Source organism: Polaromonas sp. CG_9.7 (genome assembly GCF_015752205.1).
In the GTDB taxonomy this organism is placed as follows: domain Bacteria; phylum Pseudomonadota; class Gammaproteobacteria; order Burkholderiales; family Burkholderiaceae_C; genus Polaromonas.
The window spans coordinates 94,192-117,465 of record NZ_JADOVG010000011.1; the positions used below are offsets into that span (position 1 = coordinate 94,192).

Here is a 23,274-nt window from a genome sequence, read left to right on the forward strand (position 1 = left end):
TCATGAGCCGTTCCTCTCCCGATTCGTCCCCGCCACTGCTGCCGCCCGTTGGCCAGGGTTCGGCGCAGTCTGCGCACCTGCCGGACCGCAGCATTCCTGAAAACATGGCTGGTCTGGAATTCAAGGCTCGGCTTTTGCTGCTGTTCATGCTGCTGCTGGTTTGCAGTTCCGCGCTGTATGTGCTTTATGCACGTGGTGTTTTTGAAAGCACGCAGCGACTGGTGCTAATGGCCGAGGATTCCGAAGGCGTCGTGGTTGGCATGGACATGACTTTTGCCGGCTTTCCGATCGGCCGGGTGCGACGCATTGAACTGGCCGAAGACGGCAAGGCACGCATTTTGGTCGATGTAGCCGAAAAGGACGCCCACTGGCTGCGCAGCAGCAGCGTTTTCACGCTCGTCAAGGGCATTGTCGGCGGACCCAACATTCGCGCCTACACCGGGCTGCTGAACGATCCGCCCCTGCCCAAGGATGCAGTGCGAACCGTTTTGCAGGGCGACGCCAGCGCAGAAATTCCCAGGGTCATTGCCGCCGCCAAGGAACTGATTGACAACCTCAACAGCCTGACCGGGAGCAGCGGCTCGGTGGGCGCCAGCCTGGCCAACCTGCAGGTGCTGACCGAACGACTCAACGGCCCTGGCGGTGCCCTCACGGTGCTGCTTGGCAGCGAAGCCGAGGCCAGGAAGTTTTCTGCCACGCTGGACCGCACCAATTCTTTACTCGCCAAGCTCGATGGCATCGCGGCCAAGACCGATACCCAGGTGTTTGGCGACAAGGGCGTGCTGCCCGCAACCCGCGCCACGGTGCTGCAACTCAATGCCATGCTGGGCGAGGCGCGCACCAGCCTTCAAAAGGTCGATGCCATTTTGGTCAATGCCCAGGCGATCACGTCGAATGCCAAAGAAGCCACGAACGACCTGGGCGCCTTGCGTGGGGATGTCGAAGCCAGCCTGCGCAAGGTCGAAGGCCTGGTCAGCGAGATCAACCGCAAATGGCCGTTTGCACGGGATGCAGAAATGAAGCTGCCATGAAAAATTGCCCTGTGACGATGAAGCTGGTGTTTGCACTCGGCACCGTTTGGGTCCTGGCCGCTTGCAGCAGCGCACCCAGGCCGCCGGACTGGCAAGTCGAAGCCAAGGGTTCCATGGAGCGTTCGGTCGCCGCCTATCTGGAAGGCAACAGCCGCGTCGAAGCCGCTGAACTGGCGCGTGCGCGCAGCCAGTTGTCGCGCACCGGCCGGCCCGACCTGCTGGCCACCGCCGAACTCCTGCATTGCGCCAGCCGGGTGGCCAGCCTGGTGTTCGAGCCTTGCGCGGGCTTCGAGCCGCTCCGGGCGGATGCGACAGCCTCCCAGCGTGCCTATGGCGACTACCTGCGGGGACAGGTGCAGGTTGACAGCATCGCCTTGCTGCCGCCCGCCCAGCGCGCCGCAGCAGCGGGTGATACCGGAACGCTTGCGGGCATTGCCGATCCGCTGTCGCAGCTTCTGGCAGCCAGCGTGCTGCTGCAGACCGGCCGCGCCAGTCCGTCCGTGATTGCTTTGGCAATTGACACGGCTTCCGCTCAGGGCTGGCGGCGTCCGCTGCTGGCCTGGTTAGGGGTTCAGCTCCAGCGGGCAGAGCAGGGCGGCGACGCGCAAGAGGCGGCCCGTCTGCGCCGTCGCATTGCCATCGCACAAGGTCCGGATGCGACCGTTAAATAATTCGGGAAGGACAAAAAATGAGCTACACCCTCAAACTTTACGCTTTCGAAGACGCCAGCCCGCAGCAGCTTGCGGCCGCCGAGCAGCGTTTTCGCAAGGCGCTGGACGCGTCGCTGGGCGACGCCAGCCTGGTGGCGCCGGTGTATGGCGCGTATTGCCGCATGGTCACAATCTACGGCGAACACCCGGCGCAAGATGTGTTGTCGCCTGAAGAGCTGGAAATCTTCACCCAGTGGCAGGCCGCCGAATCCGCCGCCCTGACCGCCGCGCTGGGACCGCACCGCTACATGGGTGATGCGCAGTTCGAGATAGGCCTCTGATCGGGCTGGCGCGTTTATTTGTGAGTATAAATAATTTTTATATTGCCAAATACGTCTTTTCCGCACGACTGGCATACCAAAGCAGCTATAAATTCAGTAGCTAAAAGCACTCTGCCGCCTTGAGCCTGGTCACGCGGTGGATCGGCTTTGAGGTCACAGTAAAATTCGCATCCCCATCCCGAATCCCTTTTGTGCATGCCCTTTTGCGGCGTGGTTTTTGACCTGAGTGAAGCGCCTTGACTGATTCCCACCCCACCCCGCCAGATTCCGGCAACGAATCTTCTTCAACTGACCCCGTCAAAATCCAGGAGCCGCGTTTGTGGAGCGGCGACGGCTGGACCGCCCGGGTTCTCAAGAACGAAGACGACGACGGCTGGGCCGTGGCCATGGTCAAGGACGGCGAGCCCGAGCCGGCGCTGGTCGGCCCCTGGACCATGGGGCGCGACAAGAAAAACCCCAAGCCGCTGGACGTCAATGCCTTCAACACGCTGGTCAAGACTGCTTCGGAGTTTGTTCGCCGGCATGAGCAGCAACTGCATGCCAGCTTGCACCAGCGCATCACGGTGACGGCGAATGCCGCACGCATCACGGTGTCTCTCGACATCGTTCCTGATGAAGACCATCCACACGCCGTCTTGAGTGCCCACGACGAGACCGGTGAACTGCTGGCCGAAGTTCGTGTGGCGCCGTCGTTCAAGCTGAACCGCGCCAGTGCCGTTGCCTGGGCCGAAGGCGGCTTCATCAAGCCGGCAGACCGATGAGTGGCCTGCTGGAGCCGGCGGCGCCGGTGGCCGCCTGCGGCATTGACTTTGGCACGTCTAATTCCACTGCCGGCTGGAGCCGCCCGGGCCAGCGCACCTTGCTGGCGCTGGAGGACGGCAAGCTGACGCTGCCGTCGGTGATTTTTTTCCATGCCGAAGATGCGCATGTCAGTTATGGCCGCGCCGCGTTGGCCGATTACCTGGAGGGTCATGAAGGCCGGATGATGCGGTCGCTGAAAAGCCTGCTCGGCACGTCAATGATGGACGAATACACCGAGGTGGCGGGCCGCGCCGTGCCGTTTCGCGCGCTGCTGGCCCAGTTCATCGGCGAACTCAAGCGCCGGGCCGAACAGGCAGCGGGGCAGGAATTCACCCGCGCGGTACTGGGCAGGCCGGTGTTTTTCGTCGATGACGACGCGGCGGCCGACCGGCGCGCGCAAGACACGCTGGAAGACATTGCCCGCCAGGCGGGCCTGCGCGACATTGCCTTCCAGTACGAACCCATTGCGGCCGCGTTTGACTACGAGTCACAAATCTCGCGCGAGGAACTGGTGCTGGTGGTGGATATTGGCGGCGGCACGTCCGACTTCACCCTGATTCGCGTCGGCCCCGAGCGTGCGAAGTGCGCCGAGCGGCGGGATGACATCCTGGCGACTAGCGGCGTGCATATTGGCGGCACCGATTTCGACAAGGCACTGAGCCTGGCCAGCATGATGCCGATGTTGGGGCTGGGCAGCCTGCTCAAAAGCGGGCGCGAAATGCCGTCCAGCCACTACTTCAACCTGGCGACCTGGCACACCATCAACTTGGCGTACACCAAGAAAGCCTGGGCGGAAATAACCGAACTGCACCGTGATGCAGCAGACCGGCTCAAGATGGAACGGCTGCAAAGCCTGGTGCGAGAACGCGCCGGCCACTGGCTTGCGCTTCAGGTCGAAGACGCCAAGATTGCGCTGTCAAATGCCGAAGCAGCGCAGATCGATATCGGACGAATTTCAGCGGGTGAAACCGTGAACCTGCATCGGGCAGAACTGGACCGGTCGATTGACGGGCTGGTAAATTCTGTCGAGCAGACTGTTGCCCGGCTGTTGGTCGATGCCGGCATCACCGCCTCAGGCATCGACACGGTGTTTTTTACCGGCGGCTCCAGCGGCGTTCCTTTGCTGCGAGAGCGGGTACTGGCGCTGACGCCGCAGGCCCGCTGCGTTGAAGGAGACTTGTTCGGCAGCATCGGCGCCGGCCTGGCGCTCGATGCACAGCGAAAGTTTGCCTGAACGTCCGGCCGGGTGATGGCAACCTATTTGTCGTTCGTGCGGGTCTTGAAAGTGGCTTGGGGGACGTGTTGTCCTTCTTTATTCGGCAGCATGCAGGCCCTTGGTTGATAGGGAAAATATGAAAAGGAGTTCAGCCTGCCACTGTGCCATGCAATTTTTCTGTCAACTTTCGTTAAGGTTTTTACAGTCTTATCCGTGGATGTCGGGCGCAAATGCACTCAAAATTTAAACTCGTGGCAACCCTCGGGTTACCTGCCTTTCAAATTTTTTTGAACAAGGAATTGCAATGATCACGAAAGTAAAGAACAGCACTGCCCAGCCTGCTGAAAGCCATCCGCCGAATATTCTTTCGGAACTGGGTCGCCATCATCTTGCCTTGGTGGTTGATGGCACCACGGTCATGTGCCGCGGCAGTGAGGCTCTGCGAAAAATCCAGCAAAATGCTGCGCACGAAGCTTCGGTTTTCCACGAAGAAACAGCGCAAAGACTTTTCGTCTCATGCCAGCCTGCCGAACTCATGGCAATCCAGTCCGAACTTCTGCGTTTCGCAGTGCAGAGCGCGGGAAAATACTGGCAGCAAGTGGCCGCAAACGCGATGCAGACTCAAGTGGAAATGATCAAAAGCGTGACCCACGTTCTGGAGCGCGAAAAAGACACAGGGACCAAGTCACCAATGGAAGTCCTTCAGTCTGCCATGCCGCCGCTGGCCAGCAGTTTCTTTCCGATGACGGCCCATGTGCCGGATGGTCAGTCGCTGCATTCCTGACATTCCGTCCCGCTGCCTGCGTGCAGCAGTATCCCTGGAAGTTTCAAGCACGGTTCTTGCGGGCCGTTCCTTGCGTTCTGGCTGGCTTAGCCAAGCGCCTTTGCATGAGAAAATGACTGTCCCATCACCTTATGCATCGGAGTCCGGATGAATTTTGCGACCGACCTTGCGACCGTGACCCACGGCATACAACTGGCTGTCGCCCCTGTTTTTCTGTTGACTGCCGTATCCGGCATGATCGGTGCCGTGGCAGGGCGACTGGCACGGATCATCGACCGGGCCAGATTTCTTGAAGGCCGGCTTGAAAGCGGTGATGTCGAACCAGTGCGCGCCGCCAGGATGTATGACGAACTGCGCCGACTCAGGCACCGGGGCTGGTTGGTCAATGGCTGCCTGGCCCTGCTGACGTTTTGCGCCATTTTGATTGGCACTACCATCGTCTTGCTGTTTTTGGGCGAAACCAGCGAATTGCCAATTTTCAAGATCGCGACCGTTTGCTTTCTGGCTGGCGTCATGTGTTTTCTGTCCGCGCTGGTCTGCTTTCTGGCGGAAACACTGCTGGCAACGCATTTGTTGAAGTTCGCGGAATTGCCCGCGCCAGTCAAACCATGAAGAAACCATAAAGAATTGCCGGGTGGCGCTTTGCTGTCATGGTTTCGTTGCTATCAATAAAAAATTTATTTGTGATACTTGTTCAAACCAAGCGAAGGAACGTGTCTTCTTTTCAGCGGCCTGTGTTTTGGCGTGGGTGTTTTCACCTTGACCCTGGAATGGTTTTGTAAATCCTGCGTTTCTGGCATCCACGCATGCCGGAATCCCTGGATTACTTGACAAACAGGGGCCCACCCCGGTTTGAGCGGCTACTCACCAACTCGGGGAACGCCAGCGCGCCGTGAGGGCAGGTTCGCCTGAACCTCCGGCAAATCGACCATCACCGGCTGGCCGGGCGTGGTGCAGCCGGTATCGCAGCATTTGCCGGGCTGGCGGTTTTTGGTGATGGCGCGTTGCGGGTCGTGCGGCGCTGCGGCAGGCGAGCCATCGGCGGCAATGCCGCGCTCCAAAATCCGCTCTACCAGTTCCACCTTCGATCCGATCGGGTAGTTGCGGTAGATTTCCTGTTTCATGGCCGCAGGGGATCCGCCGCCGTGCAGGCTGATCACGCTGTACCAGCCGCCCTGGTAGCCGGCCGTCAGGTCTTCGATAAACCGCGCGGTTTCGATCCGCTGCTCGTAGGGTACGTCCGGATTGGCGCGCAGCACTTCCGACAGTTTCGCCCCGGTTTCGGGGTTGTGGTCTTCATCCGGGCCGGGCAGGGTGACAATCAGCCCGCCGCTCACGTAGTGGGCAATCCGGTGCATGTCGTAGATCTTGGTGGCCAGCAGCAGCTTGCCGATATTGGAAAATACCGGGTCAGGCATGAAGGTCTGGCTATGGACATCTGGCTTGCCATACACGCTGGCGGCCACGCCGCAGGCATAAAAACTTTCGGTGATGGTGATCAACTCGACCATCTGCTCGCGTAAATGCGTTTCCTTGCCTGGATCGAACCCGTTCGCCTCGCACATCAGCGCGCCGGCGCCAATCAGCAGGTCGCCGAATCCGGCGCGCGCACCAATGCAGGTGTGGCGGTGGTGCGTGGCGTAGCTGTAGGTCAGGTGGCCCGAATGCTCCCATTCGCCAGCGTAAAACACGCTGTCCCACGGCACGAATACCCGCTCGAACATCACCACGCCCGTGCTCTGGCCGTACTTGCGGCTGAACAGTGGCTCGCCATGCTCGACCTTCTCTCCGGGCCGCCCAGCTGGGCGCGCAATGATGGTGATCCCGGGCGCATCAACCGGCACGGCGCAGCAGACGGCAAAGTCGGCGTCCTCCTTGCCCATGTTGCGGCATGGCATGACAAGCAATTCATGCACATACGGCGCGCCGGTCACGATGGCCTTGGTGCCCGAGATGACGATTCCTTTGGCATTGCGCTCGACGACGTGCAGGTAGCTGTCCACGTTGGCCTGCTCGTGCGGGCGCCGGCTGCGGTCGCCCTTGGCATCGGTCATCGCAATGCCCAGCGTCAGGTCCTGGTCCTGCACGCGGTGCAGGTAGTTCAGGAAACGGGCGGTGTTCTCACCGGTGCCGCGTGCGTCGTCGATGCGGCTTGAGACCTGGCCGATGGCGTTGAGCGCGTCGTGCGTCAGGTAGCGCTGGGCGCAGCCGGTTTCCTGGCAGACCAGCCGCACGGCCTCCAGCTTGTTCAGCAGGTCGCCGCTGCTGGTGTTGATGTGGCTCAAGCGGTTGACACGCTTGCCGCTGGTGTGTTGCACGGCGGTCATGACAGGCGCGTATTTTTCCTTCAGCGCGTAGTCGTAGGTCAGCGCAATTGCATTGATGCCGGGGCCAAATCCGCGCTCGTCGGCCACGCTGTCAACCTGCCGGCCGTCAAGAAAAACGCGCGGCTTGTAGCGGCGCAGCGATTCGCGGTAGTCGGCGCCGGACATTAGCGCGGGGGCGGGGGCGGGTGCATTCATTAGAATTTTCCTGTAGTGGGTTCCAAATAATTTAAACACTGTTCAATTTAATTATCAAGTGTTTAATTTTGCGTGGTTGCTCCACCTGTTTCCGCTTATATTCAGGCCATGCAAGCCAAAATTCAACGCCAACAGGCCCTGAACGACTCGCGCCGGGCGCTGATGCTGGACGCTGCGCGTTCGGTGTTCCAGCGGCTCGGCATCGAAGGTGCGAGCATCCGGGAAATCGCCAAGGCTGCCGGCTACACGCCCGGTGCCATCTATTCTTATTTTGAAAACAAGGAAGCGATCTACGGTGCGTTGCTGGCTGAATCGCTGGAGCGGCTGAACAACGTGGTCGATACCGCCGATGCGCCTGACGGTTCGGCGGCTGATGTTCTAAGGGCCAAAGCCAGCGCCTGGTTCGGCTTTTATGCCGCCAATCCGCGCGACCTGGACCTGGGCTTTTACCTGGTGCAGGGCATGCAGCCGCGCGGGCTGAATGCTGATCTCAATGTCCAGCTCAATGACCGCCTGCACGATGCGCTGCGTCCGTGCGAAGCGGCATTACAGGCAATGGGGCTGACGCCGCACGAATCGCTGCGTGAAAACACCGCACTGTTTGCCCACGGCGTCGGCCTGTTGTTGCTTCAGCACACCGGTCGCATTCGCATGTTCGGCCAGGACGCCACCGACCTTTTCAACCGTTACCTTGACGATTTGTCCGCTCGTCTGGCCCGTGGCCAGGACGCCTGCAACCCAAGCTGGAGACTCTCATGAACGCACCCATTGACACCCATCAGCTGTTGCCCTTGCCGCAGGGCGAAAGCCTTCATGTCACGCATCTTGTCAAGAACCAGGCCAGCCCGCTGACCGGCTTCAATGCATTCGACCAGGACGCCGTGCTGTCCGCCGCCGTGCAGCGCGAAGTGCCGTGGGCGTCGGGGCGCTGCCAGGCGCTGGGGCGGCTCGTCGGCGACGAGGACATTCAGGACCTGGCCCGCCTGGCCAACCGGCACCTGCCCGAGCTCAAGACGCATGACCGCTACGGCAACCGCACCGACTGGGTCGAATTTCACCCCAGCTGGCACCAGCTGATGGCGCTGGCCTGGAAGCACGAGGTGCATTCGCTGGCCTGGACTGCGCCCGAGGCGCAGCCGCACTATGCCCGGGCCGTGCTGTCCTACCTCTGGAACCAGGTCGAGCACGGCACGGCCTGCCCGACCGGCATGGCGTATGCGTCTTATGCCGGCTTTCAGTCCGAGCCCTGCCTGAAGCTGTGGGCCGACAAGGTGCGCGGTACGCAGTATGAGTTCAGCCGCCGCGAAGTGGCCGACAAGGCGTCGGTCGTGATCGGTTACGCCATGACCGAAAAGCAGGGCGGCTCGGACCTGCGCGAGACGCAAACCACGGCCCGCTTTTCGCACAGCGCCGGCTACCACGGCGCCACGGCCCACTGGTACGAGCTGACGGGCCACAAGTGGTTTTGTTCAGTGCCGCAGTCTGACGGCTTTTTCACGCTCGCCAAGGTGGCCGGCGGTGTGACCTGCTTTTTCCTGCCGCGCACCTTGCCGGACGGCAGTTTCAACCGGTTTTTCATCCAGCGACTGAAGGACAAGTGCGGCAACAAGTCCAATGCCTCCAGCGAAATCGAATATGCCGGCACGCTGGCGATTCGCGTCGGGCCGGAAGGCGGCGGCCTGCGCGAGATCTTGTCGCACGCGCACCTGACGCGGCTGGACTTTGCCGTCGGGTCGGCCGGCCTGATGCGCCAGTCGCTGACGCTGGCGCTCAACCATGCCGGCACCCGCCGGGGCTTCGGGCAGACGCTGGCCGAGCAGCCGATGATGGCCAATGTGTTGGCCGACATGGCCATCGAGGTCGAGGCGGCGACGCTGCTGGCGCTGCGCGTCGCCAGGGCCACCGACCATATCGAAAGCAGCGCGCAGGAAAAGGCCTTCGCGCGGTTGGCCACGCCGATGGCCAAGTTCTTCAACTGCTCGCGGGCGCCCGCCATTGCCTACGAAGCCCTGCAATGCCACGGTGGCAACGGCTTCATCGAGGAAAACCCGATGGCCCGGCTCTACCGCGAGGCGCCGCTGAACAGCGTCTGGGAAGGCACTGCCAACATGATGTGCATGGATGTGCGGCGCTCGCTGCTGAAGGAGCCCATCACGCGCGAGGCCTTCATGGCCGAAGTCAATTCGGTCCACGGCATGGATCGCCGCTTCGACGCCTACCTGCAGGCCTTGCCGCCCCTCGTCCAGGCGGCCATTGACGATGAATTCCTGGCCCGGCCGGCCTGCGAAGCCATGGCCCGTGCCGTCCAGGGCGTGGAACTGCTGCGCCACTCCAGCATCGAGGTGGTCGATGCCTTCATGGGCACGCGGCTCAATGCCCAGGCCGCGGGCTGGGGGTGCACCCTGGGCTCCATGGGTGCTTCGGTTTCCCGTGCGCAGGCCGGCCGCATCGTGGACCGGGCGCGCGTCGCTCGCTAGCGGCCCGCAGGCGGTCGGTCGTCACTGGTGGCAAGGGCTGGGATAATGGCCGCCAACCCAAAGGAATAACCATGTTGCTAGATGCCGACGACTCCCAGCTTGTGCTGATTGATTACCAGACCCGCCTGATGCCGGTGATTTTTGAACATGAGATCGTCGTGGCCAATGCCCTGCGCCTGGCCCGCATGGCCCGCATCCTGGACGTTCCGGTCTGGGGCACTGCGCAAAACCCCGAAAAACTCGGCCAGAACCTGCCCGAGTTGCAGGCGGCGATTGATTCGGCCGGCGGCAAGACCATGGCAAAGATGCATTTCAGCGCCGCCTCCGACGGCCTGGTTGAGTGGCTGCGTCCGCCAGTTCGCAAGGCACCGACCGGCGGCAATGCGCGCAGCCTGCCCAAGCACCTGCAAAAGCCCGCAGAGCCAGAAGAAGAGGGCCGCAGCATGATCGTCATTGCCGGCTGCGAAGCGCATGTCTGCCTGATGCAGACCGCGCTGGAACTCCTCGAAGAAGAGTTCGACGTGTGGGTCGTCACCGACGCCTGCAGCTCGCGCAGCGAGCGCAACCGCGACGCCGCGTTCGACCGGCTGGCCGGCAACGGCGCCGAACTGGTCACCACCGAGATGGTGGCCTTTGAATGGGCACGCACCTGTGAACACGACGCCTTCAGGGAATTGCTTGCGCTGGTGAAGTAATTTCGCGTTGCCCTGTAAATCACTGATAGCCGCTCGCTCTTTGCAGCGTCCACTGGCCATCCCCACGCAGTTCGAGTACCCATTGGTGGTATTTCGCCACCGCCGGGTGGTGGCTGATGCTGACCGGCGTGATCGACAGGCCGGCCAGCTGGCTGTACAGCAACTCTTCGTTTGCCGCATCCAGTGCGCTGGTGGCTTCGTCCAGCAGCAGGTAGCGCGGCCTGGCGAGCAGGGCGCGGGCAAAGGCCAGCCGCTGCTGCTCGCCGACCGACAGTACCCGGCCCCAGTCAAGTTCGGCGCGCAGGCCACCGAAGCGCCCGGCCAGCGTCGGCAGGTTCACCCGCGTCAGCCAGTGCAGCAGTTCCTCGTCTGAAATATCGCTGTCCGCGTGCGGATACGTCAGTTGGCTGCGCAGGTCGCCCAGTAGCAAATAGGGCTGCTGGGGCATGAACTGCATGTCCGATCCGGCCGGGCGCGTGATCGTCCCCGAGCCCGTGGTCCACAGTCCGGCAATTACCCGCAACAGCGAACTCTTGCCCGTGCCGCTGGGTCCGGAAATCAGCAAGCCTTCGCCGGGCTTGACTTCCAGCGTGAGCTCGCGCAGCAGCAGGTGCTCGCGGCCGGGCGTGAGAATGGTCACCTGCTCAAGCGACAACCCAAAGCCGTGCCGCGTTTCGACATGCTGCACGCTGTCGTCTGCGTCTGCGTCTGCGTCTGCGTCTGTGTCTGTGTCTGCGTTGGTCGGGCGGCTGGCATTGGCTTGCAAGGCATCGGAAAAAGTATGCAGCCGCTCGACGCCGGCGGAAAAACGGCTGAGGCTTTCAAAATGCTCGACGATCACCGTCAGCGCGCTCAGGATGGCGGCAAACGCACCGGCGGCCTGGATGGCGCGGCCGACTTCCAGCCGCCCCGACAGCACATCGCCGGCAATGATCACCGTCGGCAGCACGATTGTCAGGAAAGCATGGGCGTACTGGAACAGGTTGAGCCCGAACTGCCAGCGCAGCACCTGCTGGTAGTTGGCATAGACCCTGGAAAAAATGGCTTGCAGCACCGTCATCTCACGCGCCTCGCCGTCGTGAAAGGCAATCGGCTCGGCGTGCTCGCGCACCCGCACCAAGCCGAAGCGGAAGTTGGCCTCGCGCTGCAGCTGGCGAAAATTCAGCCCGATCAGCCGCTTGCCAAATGCTGTGGCGGTGAACACGGTGCTGAACACCGCATAGCCGATCAGGAACAACACCAGCCCCCGCGAGATTGACCACAGCACGGCGGAAAAGGCGACGAGTTGCAACACCGAGCCGAGCACGATCATTGAAAAATACAGCGACTGCTGGGTGAAGGTGTTGATGTCCTCGGCAATGCGCTGGTCGGGGTTGTCGATGCCGTCGGCAGCGCCCAGCCGGTAGTAGGCGCGCTGGTCGAAATAGCGCGCCAGGAAGGAATCCGTCAGCCAGCGGCGCCAGCGCAGTCCGAGCGTGTCGCGCACGTAGTAGTACAGGGCGTAGATCGGCACCGCCGCCACAAGAATCGCCGTGTAGCGCCAGATCGATGCCCAGAAGCGGTCGGCATCCTGCGCGGCCAGCGCCGAGGTGAATTCGCCGGTTTCCTGGTTGAACAGCACGTTGAAGGCGGTCTGCCCCAGCAGTAGAACAACCAGCAAAAGCAGCAGGCCACGGGCGCGCCAGCGTTCTTCTGAAAACCAGTATGGCCGTGCAATCTCTGTAAAGCGACGCCACAGTCGGGCGTTGAAGCCGGGTTCTTCTGCTGTGCTCATGAAGTTTTGCGTCAAGTGGGCCAGCCGCCGATTTAATCCGAAATGGACAGAGACCGCAGATGAAAATGAAAAAATCAATTTTTAGTATGAAAACTGTCCTTTGCGCTTGATGGGCGTTTAACCACAGCTATTTTTATAGGAGCAATCAGGATGCTTCCGAGAATCTTGAACACCAGACGTCAGCTTGCAGAAAGACCGTTGTTCATAATTAAGAATGCAGTTTCCAGATATCTTGGGTGTGGGTTTTCTTCATGCCGACCGTGATGTGAACGAAATTCCCTGGCCTGCGATGCATAAAAGCCGACGGCCTTGATGATGCGCAAACCCATCTGCCGTGAGGTGGTCAAAATTTCAATCGACAGTTTTTTTCAAAATTCCGGAGACCATTCATGACCAGCTATGCAGACTTTTACCGCCAGTCCATCGACCAGCCCGACGCTTTCTGGGCCGAACAGGCCGGGCTGATCGACTGGCACCAGCCGTTTGACCGCGTCTGCAATTACGACAACCCGCCCTTCGTCAACTGGTACGAAGGCGGCCAGACCAACCTGTGCCACAACGCCGTGGACCGCCACCTTAAAGACCGGGCTGACCAAGCCGCGCTGATTGCCGTCTCCAGCGAAACCGGTACCGAGAAAATCTACACCTTCGGCGACCTGCACGGCGAAGTGCAGCGCATGGCCGCCAGCCTAAAAGCGCTCGGCGTTGAAAATGGCGACCGCGTGCTGATCTACATGCCGATGATTGCCGAAGCCGCTTTTGCGATGCTGGCCTGCGCACGCATCGGTGCGGTGCATTGCGTGGTGTTTGGCGGCTTTGCCAGCGGCTCTTTAGCCTCGCGCATCGAGGACGCGGCGCCCAAGGTCATCGTCAGCGCCGACGCCGGCTCGCGCGGCGGCAAGGCGCTGCCCTACAAACCGCTGCTCGACGAAGCCATACGCCTGTCGAGCCACAAGCCGGGCGCCGTGCTGCTGGCCGACCGTGGCTTGGCAAGCATGGAACTGGTCGCCGGGCGCGACCACCGCTGGAACGAAATGCGCGAAACACATTTCGATGCGAAAGTGCCGTGCGAGTGGCTGGACTCGACCGCCATCAGCTACACCATCTACACCAGCGGCACCACCGGCAAGCCCAAGGGCGTGCAGCGCGACACCGCCGGCTATGCCGTGGCGCTGGCCGCCAGCATGAAGCACATCTTCGACGGACGTGCCGGCGAAACCTTCTTCTCGACCAGCGACATCGGCTGGGTGGTCGGCCACAGCTACATTGTGTATGGCCCGCTGATTGCCGGCATGGCGACCATCATGTACGAAGGCCTGCCGACACAGGGCATGGACAAGAAGCCTAATGGCGGCATCTGGTGGGAACTGGTCGAAAAGTACAAGGTCACCGTCATGTTCAGCGCCCCGACTGCCGTGCGCGTGCTGAAGAAACAAGACCCGGCGCTGCTGACCAAATACGATCTGTCCAGCCTGCGTGCGCTGTTCCTGGCCGGCGAGCCGCTGGATGAACCGACGGCGCGATGGATCAGCGAAGGCTTGAATGTGCCGATCATCGACAACTACTGGCAGACCGAAAGCGGCTGGCCGATTTTGACGATCGCCAACGGCGTCGAGAAAAAGCCAAGCAAGTTCGGCAGCCCCGGCATTCCGATGTACGGCTACCACGTCAAGCTGCTGCACGAGGCGACTGGCGAAGAACTCACCGCGCCGGGCGAAAAAGGCGTGGTCGTGATCGAAGGCCCGACGCCTCCGGGCTTCATGCAGACCATCTGGCAAGACGACGCGCGTTTCGTCAACACCTACTGGAAAAGCATTCCCGGCAAGCTGGTGTACAGCACCTTTGACTGGGGCATTCGCGACGCCGACGGCTACTTCTTCATCCTGGGCCGCACCGACGATGTGATCAACGTCGCTGGGCACCGGCTCGGCACGCGCGAGATCGAGGAAAGCATTTCCGGCCATGCGCAAGTGGCCGAAGTGGCCGTGGTGGGCGTGGCCGATGGACTCAAGGGCCAGGTCGCCATGGCCTTCGTGGTGCTCAAGGATTCCAGCATGATGGGCGACAGCGCCGCCTGCGCCAGGCTGGAAGCCGAGATCATGAAACGCGTGGACGGTGACCTGGGCGCAGTGGCCCGGCCGGCGCGGGTTCGTTTTGTTGCGGCCCTGCCCAAGACGCGAAGCGGCAAACTGCTGCGCCGCGTGATTCAGGCTGTGTGCGAAGGCCGCGATGCCGGTGACCTGACGTCGATGGACGATCCGGGTGCGTTGCAGCAGATCCGGGACCGGATGGACGCCGTTTAAGCTGCAGCGTCTGTGGCCATGCTGGGTACTGGCTGTTCACGCGGTCAGCACCCTTTTGTTTTTCAGAAAGTGAAGGTCTTGGCCTGACAGTCTCACCAGCCGTGGTGCAGCCTCAATTCAACCGCAGTTGCGCCTGCTGGGCCACCCGGATGCAGTCCTTCATGTGCTCTTCGCCAAAGTAGCGGATGGCCGCGTAACCCACGCTGGCCGCCACGAGTTGGCCGGCCAGCGGAATGTACTTGGCCAACTGCTTGGTCGCCATGCGCGTGCCAATCTTCGTGCCGGCCTTGATGATCAGGTCGCGGCTGATGAACTTGCCCACCAGAACCGAGCCGACCATGGCCACGGCTTTTTGCACCTGTTCGCGCTTTTCCGGATCAAGCTGGTCGATCTGCTCGGGCGCCAGACCAAACTCCTTGTTGATGGCCGGAATCAGTTTGGACAGCAGTGCCGCATCCACCGCCCAGTCCAGGCCGGGCACCGGCACGGCGCTGGCAACAGCAGCGAACATCGCGCGCTTGTGCAGCAGCTTGCGGCTGCGAATCACCGCCGCTTGAAGCGCCGCATCGTCAGCGGCGAGTTGCAGGGGAGTGGGCATGGCTCGAAAACCTTTCATGGGATGTCGTCTTGCGTGCCATGGTTTTTATCACGCGGCAAGGCTTGCCGCCCATCGCCTCCAGCCAATCACGGGCTGGGCATGTGGCGTTTCATGCAGCAACGACTTCGAGCTTTTCCGTCACCTCCAGCCAGCGCTCTTCCAGCTTGGCCAAGTCGGCCTCAATCACCTTGAGCCGCTTGCCGGCCTGGGCAATTTCTGCCGGTGACTTGGAAGAGGTCAGCAAGGTTTCGAGATTGGCTTTTTCACTGTTCATGCTGAGCAACTGGCGGTCGATCTTTTCCAGATCCTTGCGCAGCGGCTTGGCTGCATCGGATTGCTGCTGTCGGCGTTGGGCATCTTCTTTCTTGTCGGATGAATTTTTAGCATCAAAAGTACTTGTTGCGCTTGCTGCATCTGCGCTAGCTGCTATTTTTTTGGCAGCAACTGGGGCTGTCGCGCTGTTGTTCGACTTCTTGGCTTCTTCGCGCATGCGCTTGGCCTCGTCAAGCAGGTAGCGCTGGTAGTCGTCCAGGTCGCCGTCAAACGGGGCCACGCCACCGCGCGACACCATCCAGAACTCGTCGCACACGGCGCGCAGCAAGGCGCGGTCGTGGCTGACCAGCATGACTGTGCCTTCAAACTCATTGAGCGCCATCGACAGCGCCTCACGCGTCGCCAAATCCAGGTGGTTGGTCGGCTCATCAAGCAGCAGCAGGTTGGGCCGCTGCCAGACAATCATGCACAGCACCAGTCGCGCTTTTTCGCCGCCGCTCATGGAGCCAACGGACTGCTTGACCATGTCGCCGCCAAAGTTGAAATTGCCCAGAAAGCTGCGCAAGTCCTGCTCGCGGGTCGGCTGGTTGCCCAGCTTGCCGGCGGCGCTGACTTCCTTCACCAGACGAATCATGTGCTCCAGCGGGTTGTCGGCCGGGCGCAGCACGTCGAGCTCCTGCTGCGCAAAATAACCGATGTTCAAGCCCTTGCCCTCGGTCATTTCGCCTTCAATCGGCGCCAGTGCGCGCGCCACGGTTTTCACCAGCGTTGACTTGCCCTGGCCGTTGGCACCCAGAATGCCGATGCGTTGGCCGGCCAGCACGGACTTGCTGACGTTCTGCACGATGACGGTGGGCGGCGTGCCTTCGGGCGCATCCTCGGGCGCGGGGTAGCCGAAGTAGGCGTTCTGCATCGACAGCATCGGGTTGGGCAGGTTGGCCGGTTCCTTGAACTCGAAGGTGAAATCGGCTTCGGCCAGCAATGGCGCGATTTTCTCCATGCGGTCGAGTGCCTTCACCCGGCTTTGCGCCTGCTTGGCTTTGCTGGCCTTGGCCTTGAAGCGGGCGATGAACTTTTGCAGGTGGGCAATCTTGTCCTGCTGCTTGTTGAAAGCGCCTTGCTGCAGCGCCATCTGTTCGGCGCGCAGGTCTTCAAACTTGCTGTAGTTGCCGCCATAGCGTGTCAGTTTGGCGCTTTCGATGTGCATCGTCACATCGGTCACCGCATCGAGGAATTCGCGGTCATGGCTGATGACCAGCATCGTGCCCTGGTAGCGCTTGAGCCAGGCTTCCAGCCAGACCAGTGCGTCCAGGTCCAGGTGGTTGGTCGGCTCGTCAAGCAGCAGCAGGTCAGACGGGCACATCAGCGCGCGCGCCAGTTGCAGACGCATGCGCCAGCCGCCGGAAAAGCTGTTGACCGGGTTGTCGAGTTCGCTGAGCTTGAAGCCCAAGCCCAGGATCAAGGCCTGCGCGCGCGATTGCGCGTCGTGCGCGCCCGCGTCGTACAGGTCCATGTAGGCGTGCGCCATGCGGTCACCGTCGCCGCTGAGTTCGGACGCATCGACTTCGGTCTGTGCGGCCAGCAGCACCACATCGCCCTCGATCACGTAGCTGGTGGCGCTTTGCTCGGTTTCGGGCATGTCCTGCGCGACCTGCGCCATTTTCCACTGCGCCGGAATGTAGTATTCGCCGCCGTCTTCGTGCAGCGAGCCGTTGAGCATGGCGAACAGCGACGACTTGCCCGCGCCGTTGCGGCCCACCAGGCCAACATTCTCGCCAGGGTTCAGGGTGACAGACGCGCTGTCGAGAATCACTTTGGAGCCACGACGCAGCACCACGTTTTTAAGGGTAATCATTTATTAACAGACTGAAGAAATAGGATCGGACCGCAGGGCGCCCGGCAAAGCGCTTGCGGTCCGAAATACGAAAGCCAAGGGTCAGGCCAGCTGTTCCCGCGTCAGCAGCAAGACCTGGTCGGGGCCGGCGCTGGTTTCAAACCAGAGCGGCTCCAGGTGCGGAAAAGCGCGTACAAAATTTTCGCGCTCGTTGCCGATTTCCAGCACCAACACCGCATTTTCGTTCATTTGCGCGGCAATGGCCAGAAAAAGGCCACGAATGAAGTCCATGCCGTCGCTTCCACCGTGCATATTGCCCGACAGCGCCAGGCCCGGTTCGGCCCTGAATTCGGCGGGCAGGGCGGCCATGCTGGCGGCATTTACATAAGGAGGGTTGCACAGGATCAGGTCGTAAGGGCCGGGGCAAGCCGCCAGGCCGTCCGATTCGACCAGGGTGATACGGCTGCCCAGCTGGTGCCGCTCGACGTTGATGCGCGCAACGTCCAGCGCGTCCCGGCTGATGTCAGCGGCATCAACCACCACTTCCGGATAGGCCATGGCGGCCAGCACCGCCAGGCTGCCGTTGCCGGTGCACAGGTCGAGCACGCGCAGCGTCTCGTCGCTCAGCCAGTCATCAATGCTCCCGTCGTCGAGCAATTCGGCGATCAGCGAGCGCGGAATGATCACGCGTTCATCAACATAAAACGGCACGCCCATCAGCCAGGCTTCGTTCGTCAGGTAGGCGGCAGGCTGTCGGGTACTGATGCGCTGGTCCACCAGCAGGGCAACCTGCGCCTGGTCTTCGGGGGCTACCGGCCGGTTTTCGACCGATTCCAGGTCGTCGATCTCCAGGCCCAGTTTCCACAGCACCAGCCAGGCGGCTTCATCGAACGCATTGGTCGTGCCCTGGCCATACCCATCGGCAAAACTCAGGCCGGCGGCGTCCAGCCGGTCGGCCATCTGCTCAATCACCTCCAGTACGGTCACGGTGGGGGCGGGGATGGGGGTTTTTGTCATATCTGACTCGCCAGGCGTTCGAGCACGCCCTTGTAGATATTCTTTAGCGGATCGATCGAGCTGACCGCCACGCATTCATTGATCTGGTGGATGGTGGCATTGACCGGCCCGAGTTCAATCACCTGCGGGCAGACCTTGGCGATGAAACGGCCGTCGCTGGTGCCACCGGTCGTGGACAGTTCGGTCTGCAAGCCGGTCTCGGCCAGGATTGCACCACGCACCGCATCAACCAGCGTGCCTGGCGTGGTCAGGAAGGGCAGGCCGCCCAGAGTCCATTTCAGGTCGTATTCAAACTGGTGCCGGCTCAAAATGGCCAACAGGCGTTGCTGCAGTCTTTCAGGCGTCGATTCGGTGCAGAAGCGGAAATTGAAGTCCACCACCAGGTCGCCCGGAATTACATTGGTTGCGCCGGTGCCGGCATGCATGTTGGACACCTGCCAGCTGGTGGCGGGGAAAAATTCATTGCCCTGGTCCCACTGCGTGGCGACAAGTTCGGCCAGAGCCGGCGCGAACAGGTGGATCGGGTTTTTCGCCAAATGCGGGTAGGCGATATGGCCCTGCACGCCCTTGACCGTCAGCTTGCCGCTCAGCGTGCCGCGCCGGCCGTTCTTGATCATGTCGCCCAGGTTTTTCACCGAGGTCGGTTCGCCAACGATGCAATAGTCAAGCACTTCGCCGCGCGCCTTGAGCTGGTTGCAGACGACGACTGTGCCGTCAAGCCCCGGACCTTCCTCGTCGCTGGTGATCAAAAAAGCCATCGACAGCGCCGGCCGGGGATGCGCTGCCAGAAATTCCTCGACCGCCACGACCATGGCGGCAATTGACGTTTTCATGTCGGCGGCGCCACGTCCGTACAAATTACCGTCCCGGTGGCTGGGCGTGAACGGGTGGCTGTGCCACTGCTCCAGTGGGCCGGTTGGCACCACGTCGGTGTGGCCGGCAAACACCAGCGTCTTGACGCGGATTTCGGCAGTGTCTGGATTTGCTATGGATTCAATAGCTGCTTGCAAAGGCTCAGCAAGCGCAACTGGCCTGAAACCTTCAAATTTTGCCCAGAGGTTGGTAACCCGGAAGTGTTCAGGTCCGCTGATGATGGTTTCACACTTGAAACCCAGCAGCGCGAGCCGCGCGATCAGCAGGTCCTGGCACCCCGCATCGTCGGGCGTTGCCGAAGCGCGGGAAATCAGTTGCTCGGCAAGGTGGAGTGTTCGGGACATAAAAATCAGTGGCTGCTGGGTTGGCTTGAGTTGAAGTGAAAGGAAAGACTATGTGCTTGCGAAGCCAGGAGGGGTGGCAGTTCCAAGGCAGCCAGGGCTGCGGGACTGGCTTTGCCAGACCGCAGGCGCAGCGCGGCCCCCTCGGGGGGCAGGGAGCCACACGCAGTGGGCGTTCGTGGGGGCCACATTCAGTGCCGGACGTCAAAAGTGATTTCAGTGAACGACGGTTCGTCATCCGGGTCGATACCGGACAAGTCGGCCTTGGCCTTGCCGGCAATGAAGTCGTTTTCAAGCCGCCACATCAGGTTGGTCGGCGAATCGGCATTTGCCAGGCCTTCCTTGCGCGTCACCGTGCCGTTGGTGATCAGTTTGGCAATATGCTGCTCGAAGGTCTGCGAGCCCTCGGCCATGGATTTTTCCATGGCTTCCTTGACGCCCGAAAAGTCGCCTTTCTCGATCAGCTCCGCCACCAGTTTGGTATTGAGCATGACTTCCACGGCCGGGATGCGGTCGTTGTTCTGGCTGCGCAGCAGGCGTTGCGAAACCACCGCCTTCAGTGCTGCCGCCAGGTCGCCGAGCAGGGTCGGACGCACCTCTGCCGGGTAAAAGTTCAGGATGCGGTTGAGCGCCTGGTAGCTGTTGTTGGCATGCATGGTGGCCAGGCACAGGTGACCCGACTGCGCATAGGCAATCGCCGCCGACATGGTTTCACGGTCGCGGATCTCGCCGATCATGATCACGTCAGGCGCCTGGCGCAGCGCATTTTTCAGTGCGACCTGCAGCGACTGGGTGTCGCTGCCGACTTCGCGCTGGTTGACGACTGACTTCTTGTTGGTGAAGTAATACTCGATCGGGTCTTCAATCGTCAGGATGTGCCCCGTCGTGGTTTCGTTACGGCGATCGATCATCGAGGCCAGCGTGGTGCTTTTACCAGCGCCAGTGGCGCCCACCATCAGGATCAGACCCCGCTTTTCCATGATCAGTTCGCCCAGCAGCGGCGGCAGGTTCAGGCTGGCCAGCGCCGGAATCCTGTTCGGGATGTAGCGAATCACGGCTGCGTGGGTTGTGCGCTGGCGAAAAGCGCTGATACGGAAATTGCCCAAGCCTTCAACCGGCAGCGCCATGTTGAGTTCGCCGATTTCATCAAGTTCCTCAATGCGCTCGGGGGGCAAAATCTCGGCCAGCAGGCTGCGACATGCCTCGGCTGGCAGGATTTGCGCATTGATGGGAATGGTGTGTCCGTTGATCTTGATCAACGCCGGCGAGTGCGCCGACAGGTAAACGTCTGACGCCTTCTTGTCCACCATCAACCGCAGAATTCTTTCCATAGTGCTCATGGTTCAGCTTTCATCAGGGTTGGTTCAAGTGGTTTGCGCCGCAGGCGCAATGTGTTTGATCCGGCACACGCATGTAGCCCGCTCCAGCCCAGCAGGGGCCGCGGAACCGGCTTTGCCGGGCCGCAGGCGCAGCGGCCCCCTCGGGGGGCAGCGAACCACGCGAAGCGGGGAGCGTGGGGGCCATTTCTAGTCCCGCAGCAAGTCATTCAGGCTGGTCGTTGCGCGGGTCTTGGCGTCCACGCGCTTGACGATGACGGCGCAATACAGGCTGTACTTGCCGCCGGCCTTGGGCAGGTTGCCCGACACCACGACCGAGCCGGCCGGAATGCGACCGTAGCTCACAGTGTCCAGTTCACGGTCGTAAATCGGCGTGCTCTGGCCGATGTACACGCCCATCGAGATCACCGAGTTTTCCTCGACGATCACGCCTTCGACAATTTCGGAACGTGCGCCGATGAAGCAGTTGTCCTCAATGATGGTCGGGTTCGCCTGCATTGGCTCCAGCACGCCGCCAATGCCGACGCCGCCCGACAGGTGAACGTTCTTGCCGATCTGTGCGCAGGAACCGACAGCCGCCCAGGTGTCGACCATCGTGCCTTCATCGACATACGCGCCGATATTGACGTAGCTGGGCATCAGGATCGCGCCCTTGGCAATGTAGCAGCCGCGGCGTGCCACGGCGGGCGGCACGACGCGAACGCCGGTGGCGCGCATTTCCTGCTCGCTCAGGTGCGAGAACTTGGTTTGCACCTTGTCGTAAAAAGCCAGTTCGCCGGCGCGCATCATTTCGTTGTCTTTCAGGCGAAAGCTCAGCAATACGGCTTTTTTCAGCCACTGGTGGACCGTCCATTGGCCCACGCCTTGGCGGGTGGCGACGCGCATTGTGCCGTTGTTGAGCTGCTCGATGGCGTGCTCGACCGCTTCGAGAACTTCTTTGGGCGCGGCGGTGGTTGACAGATTGGCACGGTTTTCCCATGCGGCGTCGATGATGGCTTGCAGGTTGTCTTGTGTCATTTTTGGGTTTCTCAGTGAACTTTGGATTGAATGAATTGGACGATGCGCCGGGCGGCTTCCACACATTCGGCGGTTTCGGCGACCAGCGCCATTCGGATTCGGCCGGCGCCGGGGTTGAGCCCCTGCGCATCGCGGGCCAGGTAACTGCCCGGCAGCACGACAACATTGTAAAGAGCCAGCAATTCGCGGGAGAACGCCGTGTCCGAACCATTAAATCCTTCAGGCACAGCGGCCCACAGGTAAAAACCAGCGTCGGGCAGGGCCACGTCCATCACCTGCGCCAGCAACGGTGTGACCTGCGCAAACTTCTCACGGTACTGCGTGCGGTTGTCCACCACATGCGCTTCGTCGGCCCAGGCGGCGATGCTGGCGGTCTGCACGATGGGGCTCATGGCGCTGCCGTGGTAGGTGCGGTAAAGCAAAAATGACTTGATGAGGGCCGCGTCACCGGCGACAAAGCCGCTGCGCAGGCCGGGGACGTTGCTGCGCTTGGACAGGCTGGTCAGCGAGATCAGGTTCTTGAAGTCATGCCTGCCGAGCCTGGCAGCCGCTTCCAGTCCGCCCAGCGGCGGCTCGTCCCGGAAATAAATTTCGCTGTAGCACTCGTCCGAGGCAATCACGAAACCGTAACGGTCGCTGAGTTCAAAAAGCAGTTTCCACTCGCCAAGGTCCATCACCGCGCCGGTCGGGTTGCCTGGCGAGCAGACAAACAGCAGCTGGGTTTTTTCCCACACGGCGGCGGGCACGGCAGCCCAGTCAATGCCGAAGTTACGCGCCGCCTCGCTCGGCGCAAACCACGGCTGCGCGCCGGCCAGCAGCGCCGCGCCTTCGTAGATTTGATAAAACGGATTGGGGCTGATCACCGTCGCGCCCGGCCGGCTTGGGTCAATGACGGTTTGCGCCAGCGCAAACAGCGCCTCGCGCGAGCCATTAACTGGCAGGATTTGCGTCGCCGGGTCAACTTTCAGCCCGCCATAGCGCCGGGCCAGCCAGTCGCTCATGGTCTGGCGCAGCTTGGGCTCGCCCAGCGTGCCGGGGTAGCTGGCCAAGCCCGCCAGGCTGCCGGTCAGTGCATCCTTGATGAGCTGCGGCGTGGCATGGCGCGGCTCGCCAATGCCCAGGCTGATGGGTTTGTAGGCTGGATTGGGGGTGATGTCGGCATGCAAGTGACGCAGCCGCTCGAAGGGGTAAGGCTGAAGGCGGGAAAGCAGGGGATTCATGGGTCGCGATTATCCACCGGTCACCTGCTGTGCCTTCATAGGTCTGCTGCGGTATCTGCTCCGCCCTCCCGCCGTCGGTTTTCTGCTGGATATGTATCTTGGTGTCAGCCAGCAGGACGCCAGGAAACGGGACAATAGTGGACAATTTCAGCGCCTGATTTTATATGAAT

At 61.5% G+C, this 23,274-nt stretch carries 20 protein-coding genes; 11 read left to right on the top strand and 9 right to left on the bottom strand.

All coding sequences use genetic code 11. The features are described 5' to 3' along the window. The first annotated feature begins 2 nt into the window (after window positions 1-2). The 7 genes from IWX87_RS12650 (at window position 3) to IWX87_RS12680 (ending at window position 5,435) form a co-directional block, all read left to right on the top strand. Window positions 3-1,031, top strand: a complete 1,029-nt coding sequence (locus IWX87_RS12650; protein ID WP_196863876.1) for an MlaD family protein — start codon at window positions 3-5, stop codon at window positions 1,029-1,031. Then, entirely contained in the window at window positions 1,028-1,702 is a 675-nt protein-coding gene (locus IWX87_RS12655) for a hypothetical protein (protein WP_231374773.1), read from the top strand. The genes IWX87_RS12650 and IWX87_RS12655 overlap by 4 nt, the downstream gene beginning before the upstream one ends. Window positions 1,703-1,719: 17 nt before the next feature. Continuing rightward, window positions 1,720-2,022: a hypothetical protein gene (locus IWX87_RS12660; RefSeq protein WP_196863877.1), complete on the top strand. Its 303-nt coding sequence runs from the start codon at window positions 1,720-1,722 to the stop codon at window positions 2,020-2,022. 236 nt (window positions 2,023-2,258) lie between these two features. Continuing rightward, window positions 2,259-2,783 (top strand): hypothetical protein, encoded by a 525-nt coding sequence (locus tag IWX87_RS12665; protein ID WP_196863878.1) that lies wholly within the window; start codon window positions 2,259-2,261, stop codon window positions 2,781-2,783. Next, a complete protein-coding gene (locus tag IWX87_RS12670) occupies window positions 2,780-4,057 on the top strand; it encodes an Hsp70 family protein (RefSeq protein ID WP_196863879.1) in 1,278 nt (425 codons plus the stop codon). The genes IWX87_RS12665 and IWX87_RS12670 overlap by 4 nt, the downstream gene beginning before the upstream one ends. Window positions 4,058-4,343: 286 nt before the next feature. Continuing rightward, window positions 4,344-4,823, top strand: a complete 480-nt coding sequence (locus IWX87_RS12675) for a phasin family protein (protein WP_196863880.1) — start codon at window positions 4,344-4,346, stop codon at window positions 4,821-4,823. Window positions 4,824-4,970: 147 nt separating this feature from the next. After that, entirely contained in the window at window positions 4,971-5,435 is a 465-nt protein-coding gene (locus IWX87_RS12680) for a DUF2721 domain-containing protein (protein WP_196863881.1), read from the top strand. Between the two features lie 248 nt (window positions 5,436-5,683). Here IWX87_RS12680 and IWX87_RS12685 read toward each other — a convergent pair whose 3' ends face one another. Beyond that, the gene (locus IWX87_RS12685; protein WP_196863882.1) at window positions 5,684-7,345 is read right to left on the bottom strand and encodes a 4-hydroxyphenylacetate 3-hydroxylase family protein; all 1,662 of its coding nucleotides are present in this window, start codon (window positions 7,343-7,345) and stop codon (window positions 5,684-5,686) included. Window positions 7,346-7,453: 108 nt separating this feature from the next. Between IWX87_RS12685 and IWX87_RS12690 the strand changes: the two genes are divergently transcribed. From IWX87_RS12690 to IWX87_RS12700, 3 genes are all read left to right on the top strand, one after another. Beyond that, window positions 7,454-8,104 (top strand): TetR/AcrR family transcriptional regulator, encoded by a 651-nt coding sequence (locus IWX87_RS12690; protein WP_196863883.1) that lies wholly within the window; start codon window positions 7,454-7,456, stop codon window positions 8,102-8,104. Next, the gene (locus tag IWX87_RS12695) at window positions 8,101-9,822 is read left to right on the top strand and encodes an acyl-CoA dehydrogenase family protein (protein WP_196863884.1); all 1,722 of its coding nucleotides are present in this window, start codon (window positions 8,101-8,103) and stop codon (window positions 9,820-9,822) included. The genes IWX87_RS12690 and IWX87_RS12695 overlap by 4 nt, the downstream gene beginning before the upstream one ends. Window positions 9,823-9,893: 71 nt before the next feature. Then, window positions 9,894-10,517: an isochorismatase family protein gene (locus tag IWX87_RS12700; RefSeq protein ID WP_196863885.1), complete on the top strand. Its 624-nt coding sequence runs from the start codon at window positions 9,894-9,896 to the stop codon at window positions 10,515-10,517. 19 nt (window positions 10,518-10,536) lie between these two features. On the opposite strand, the gene IWX87_RS12705 is transcribed toward IWX87_RS12700, so the two are convergent. Beyond that, the gene (locus IWX87_RS12705) at window positions 10,537-12,291 is read right to left on the bottom strand and encodes an ABC transporter ATP-binding protein/permease (RefSeq protein ID WP_196863886.1); all 1,755 of its coding nucleotides are present in this window, start codon (window positions 12,289-12,291) and stop codon (window positions 10,537-10,539) included. Window positions 12,292-12,680: 389 nt separating this feature from the next. Here IWX87_RS12705 and IWX87_RS12710 point away from each other — a divergent pair, with 389 nt between their 5' ends. Further along, complete coding sequence (locus IWX87_RS12710; protein ID WP_196863887.1) at window positions 12,681-14,594, top strand: propionate--CoA ligase; 1,914 nt, start codon at window positions 12,681-12,683, stop codon at window positions 14,592-14,594. A gap of 112 nt (window positions 14,595-14,706) precedes the next feature. On the opposite strand, the gene IWX87_RS12715 is transcribed toward IWX87_RS12710, so the two are convergent. The 7 genes from IWX87_RS12715 to dapC all read right to left on the bottom strand — a co-directional run bounded on the left by IWX87_RS12715 (window position 14,707) and on the right by dapC (window position 23,104). Then, window positions 14,707-15,192, bottom strand: coding sequence for a hypothetical protein (locus tag IWX87_RS12715; RefSeq protein WP_196863934.1), 486 nt, complete (start codon window positions 15,190-15,192; stop codon window positions 14,707-14,709). A gap of 109 nt (window positions 15,193-15,301) precedes the next feature. Further along, window positions 15,302-17,320: an ABC-F family ATP-binding cassette domain-containing protein gene (locus IWX87_RS12720; RefSeq protein ID WP_196863888.1), complete on the bottom strand. Its 2,019-nt coding sequence runs from the start codon at window positions 17,318-17,320 to the stop codon at window positions 15,302-15,304. An 81-nt stretch (window positions 17,321-17,401) separates the two neighbouring features. Continuing rightward, window positions 17,402-18,316 (bottom strand): 50S ribosomal protein L3 N(5)-glutamine methyltransferase, encoded by a 915-nt coding sequence (gene prmB, locus IWX87_RS12725; RefSeq protein ID WP_196863889.1) that lies wholly within the window; start codon window positions 18,314-18,316, stop codon window positions 17,402-17,404. Then, entirely contained in the window at window positions 18,313-19,533 is a 1,221-nt protein-coding gene (gene dapE, locus IWX87_RS12730) for a succinyl-diaminopimelate desuccinylase (protein WP_196863890.1), read from the bottom strand. The genes prmB and dapE overlap by 4 nt, the downstream gene beginning before the upstream one ends. A 188-nt stretch (window positions 19,534-19,721) precedes the next feature. Beyond that, the gene (locus IWX87_RS12735; protein ID WP_196863891.1) at window positions 19,722-20,870 is read right to left on the bottom strand and encodes a PilT/PilU family type 4a pilus ATPase; all 1,149 of its coding nucleotides are present in this window, start codon (window positions 20,868-20,870) and stop codon (window positions 19,722-19,724) included. A gap of 186 nt (window positions 20,871-21,056) precedes the next feature. Further along, a complete protein-coding gene (gene dapD / locus IWX87_RS12740) occupies window positions 21,057-21,884 on the bottom strand; it encodes a 2,3,4,5-tetrahydropyridine-2,6-dicarboxylate N-succinyltransferase (RefSeq protein WP_196863892.1) in 828 nt (275 codons plus the stop codon). 11 nt (window positions 21,885-21,895) lie between these two features. Next, complete coding sequence (dapC, locus tag IWX87_RS12745) at window positions 21,896-23,104, bottom strand: succinyldiaminopimelate transaminase (protein ID WP_196863893.1); 1,209 nt, start codon at window positions 23,102-23,104, stop codon at window positions 21,896-21,898. Window positions 23,105-23,274: the final 170 nt, after the last annotated feature.

What these genes read in the sequence shown, in the direction of transcription:
- dapE (WP_196863890.1), bottom strand. Translation starts at nt 19,533, where the DNA reads ATGTCCCGAACACTCCACCTTGCCGAGCAACTGATTTCCCGCGCTTCG.
- IWX87_RS12695 (WP_196863884.1), top strand. Translation starts at nt 8,101, where the DNA reads ATGAACGCACCCATTGACACCCATCAGCTGTTGCCCTTGCCGCAGGGC.
- IWX87_RS12660 (WP_196863877.1), top strand. Translation starts at nt 1,720, where the DNA reads ATGAGCTACACCCTCAAACTTTACGCTTTCGAAGACGCCAGCCCGCAG.
- IWX87_RS12705 (WP_196863886.1), bottom strand. Translation starts at nt 12,291, where the DNA reads ATGAGCACAGCAGAAGAACCCGGCTTCAACGCCCGACTGTGGCGTCGC.
- IWX87_RS12720 (WP_196863888.1), bottom strand. Translation starts at nt 17,320, where the DNA reads ATGATTACCCTTAAAAACGTGGTGCTGCGTCGTGGCTCCAAAGTGATT.
- IWX87_RS12650 (WP_196863876.1), top strand. Translation starts at nt 3, where the DNA reads ATGAGCCGTTCCTCTCCCGATTCGTCCCCGCCACTGCTGCCGCCCGTT.
- IWX87_RS12680 (WP_196863881.1), top strand. Translation starts at nt 4,971, where the DNA reads ATGAATTTTGCGACCGACCTTGCGACCGTGACCCACGGCATACAACTG.
- dapC (WP_196863893.1), bottom strand. Translation starts at nt 23,104, where the DNA reads ATGAATCCCCTGCTTTCCCGCCTTCAGCCTTACCCCTTCGAGCGGCTG.
- IWX87_RS12675 (WP_196863880.1), top strand. Translation starts at nt 4,344, where the DNA reads ATGATCACGAAAGTAAAGAACAGCACTGCCCAGCCTGCTGAAAGCCAT.
- IWX87_RS12670 (WP_196863879.1), top strand. Translation starts at nt 2,780, where the DNA reads ATGAGTGGCCTGCTGGAGCCGGCGGCGCCGGTGGCCGCCTGCGGCATT.
- dapD (WP_196863892.1), bottom strand. Translation starts at nt 21,884, where the DNA reads ATGACACAAGACAACCTGCAAGCCATCATCGACGCCGCATGGGAAAAC.
- IWX87_RS12715 (WP_196863934.1), bottom strand. Translation starts at nt 15,192, where the DNA reads ATGCCCACTCCCCTGCAACTCGCCGCTGACGATGCGGCGCTTCAAGCG.
- IWX87_RS12735 (WP_196863891.1), bottom strand. Translation starts at nt 20,870, where the DNA reads ATGAGCACTATGGAAAGAATTCTGCGGTTGATGGTGGACAAGAAGGCG.
- IWX87_RS12655 (WP_231374773.1), top strand. Translation starts at nt 1,028, where the DNA reads ATGAAAAATTGCCCTGTGACGATGAAGCTGGTGTTTGCACTCGGCACC.
- IWX87_RS12710 (WP_196863887.1), top strand. Translation starts at nt 12,681, where the DNA reads ATGACCAGCTATGCAGACTTTTACCGCCAGTCCATCGACCAGCCCGAC.
- prmB (WP_196863889.1), bottom strand. Translation starts at nt 18,316, where the DNA reads ATGACAAAAACCCCCATCCCCGCCCCCACCGTGACCGTACTGGAGGTG.
- IWX87_RS12700 (WP_196863885.1), top strand. Translation starts at nt 9,894, where the DNA reads ATGTTGCTAGATGCCGACGACTCCCAGCTTGTGCTGATTGATTACCAG.
- IWX87_RS12690 (WP_196863883.1), top strand. Translation starts at nt 7,454, where the DNA reads ATGCAAGCCAAAATTCAACGCCAACAGGCCCTGAACGACTCGCGCCGG.
- IWX87_RS12685 (WP_196863882.1), bottom strand. Translation starts at nt 7,345, where the DNA reads ATGAATGCACCCGCCCCCGCCCCCGCGCTAATGTCCGGCGCCGACTAC.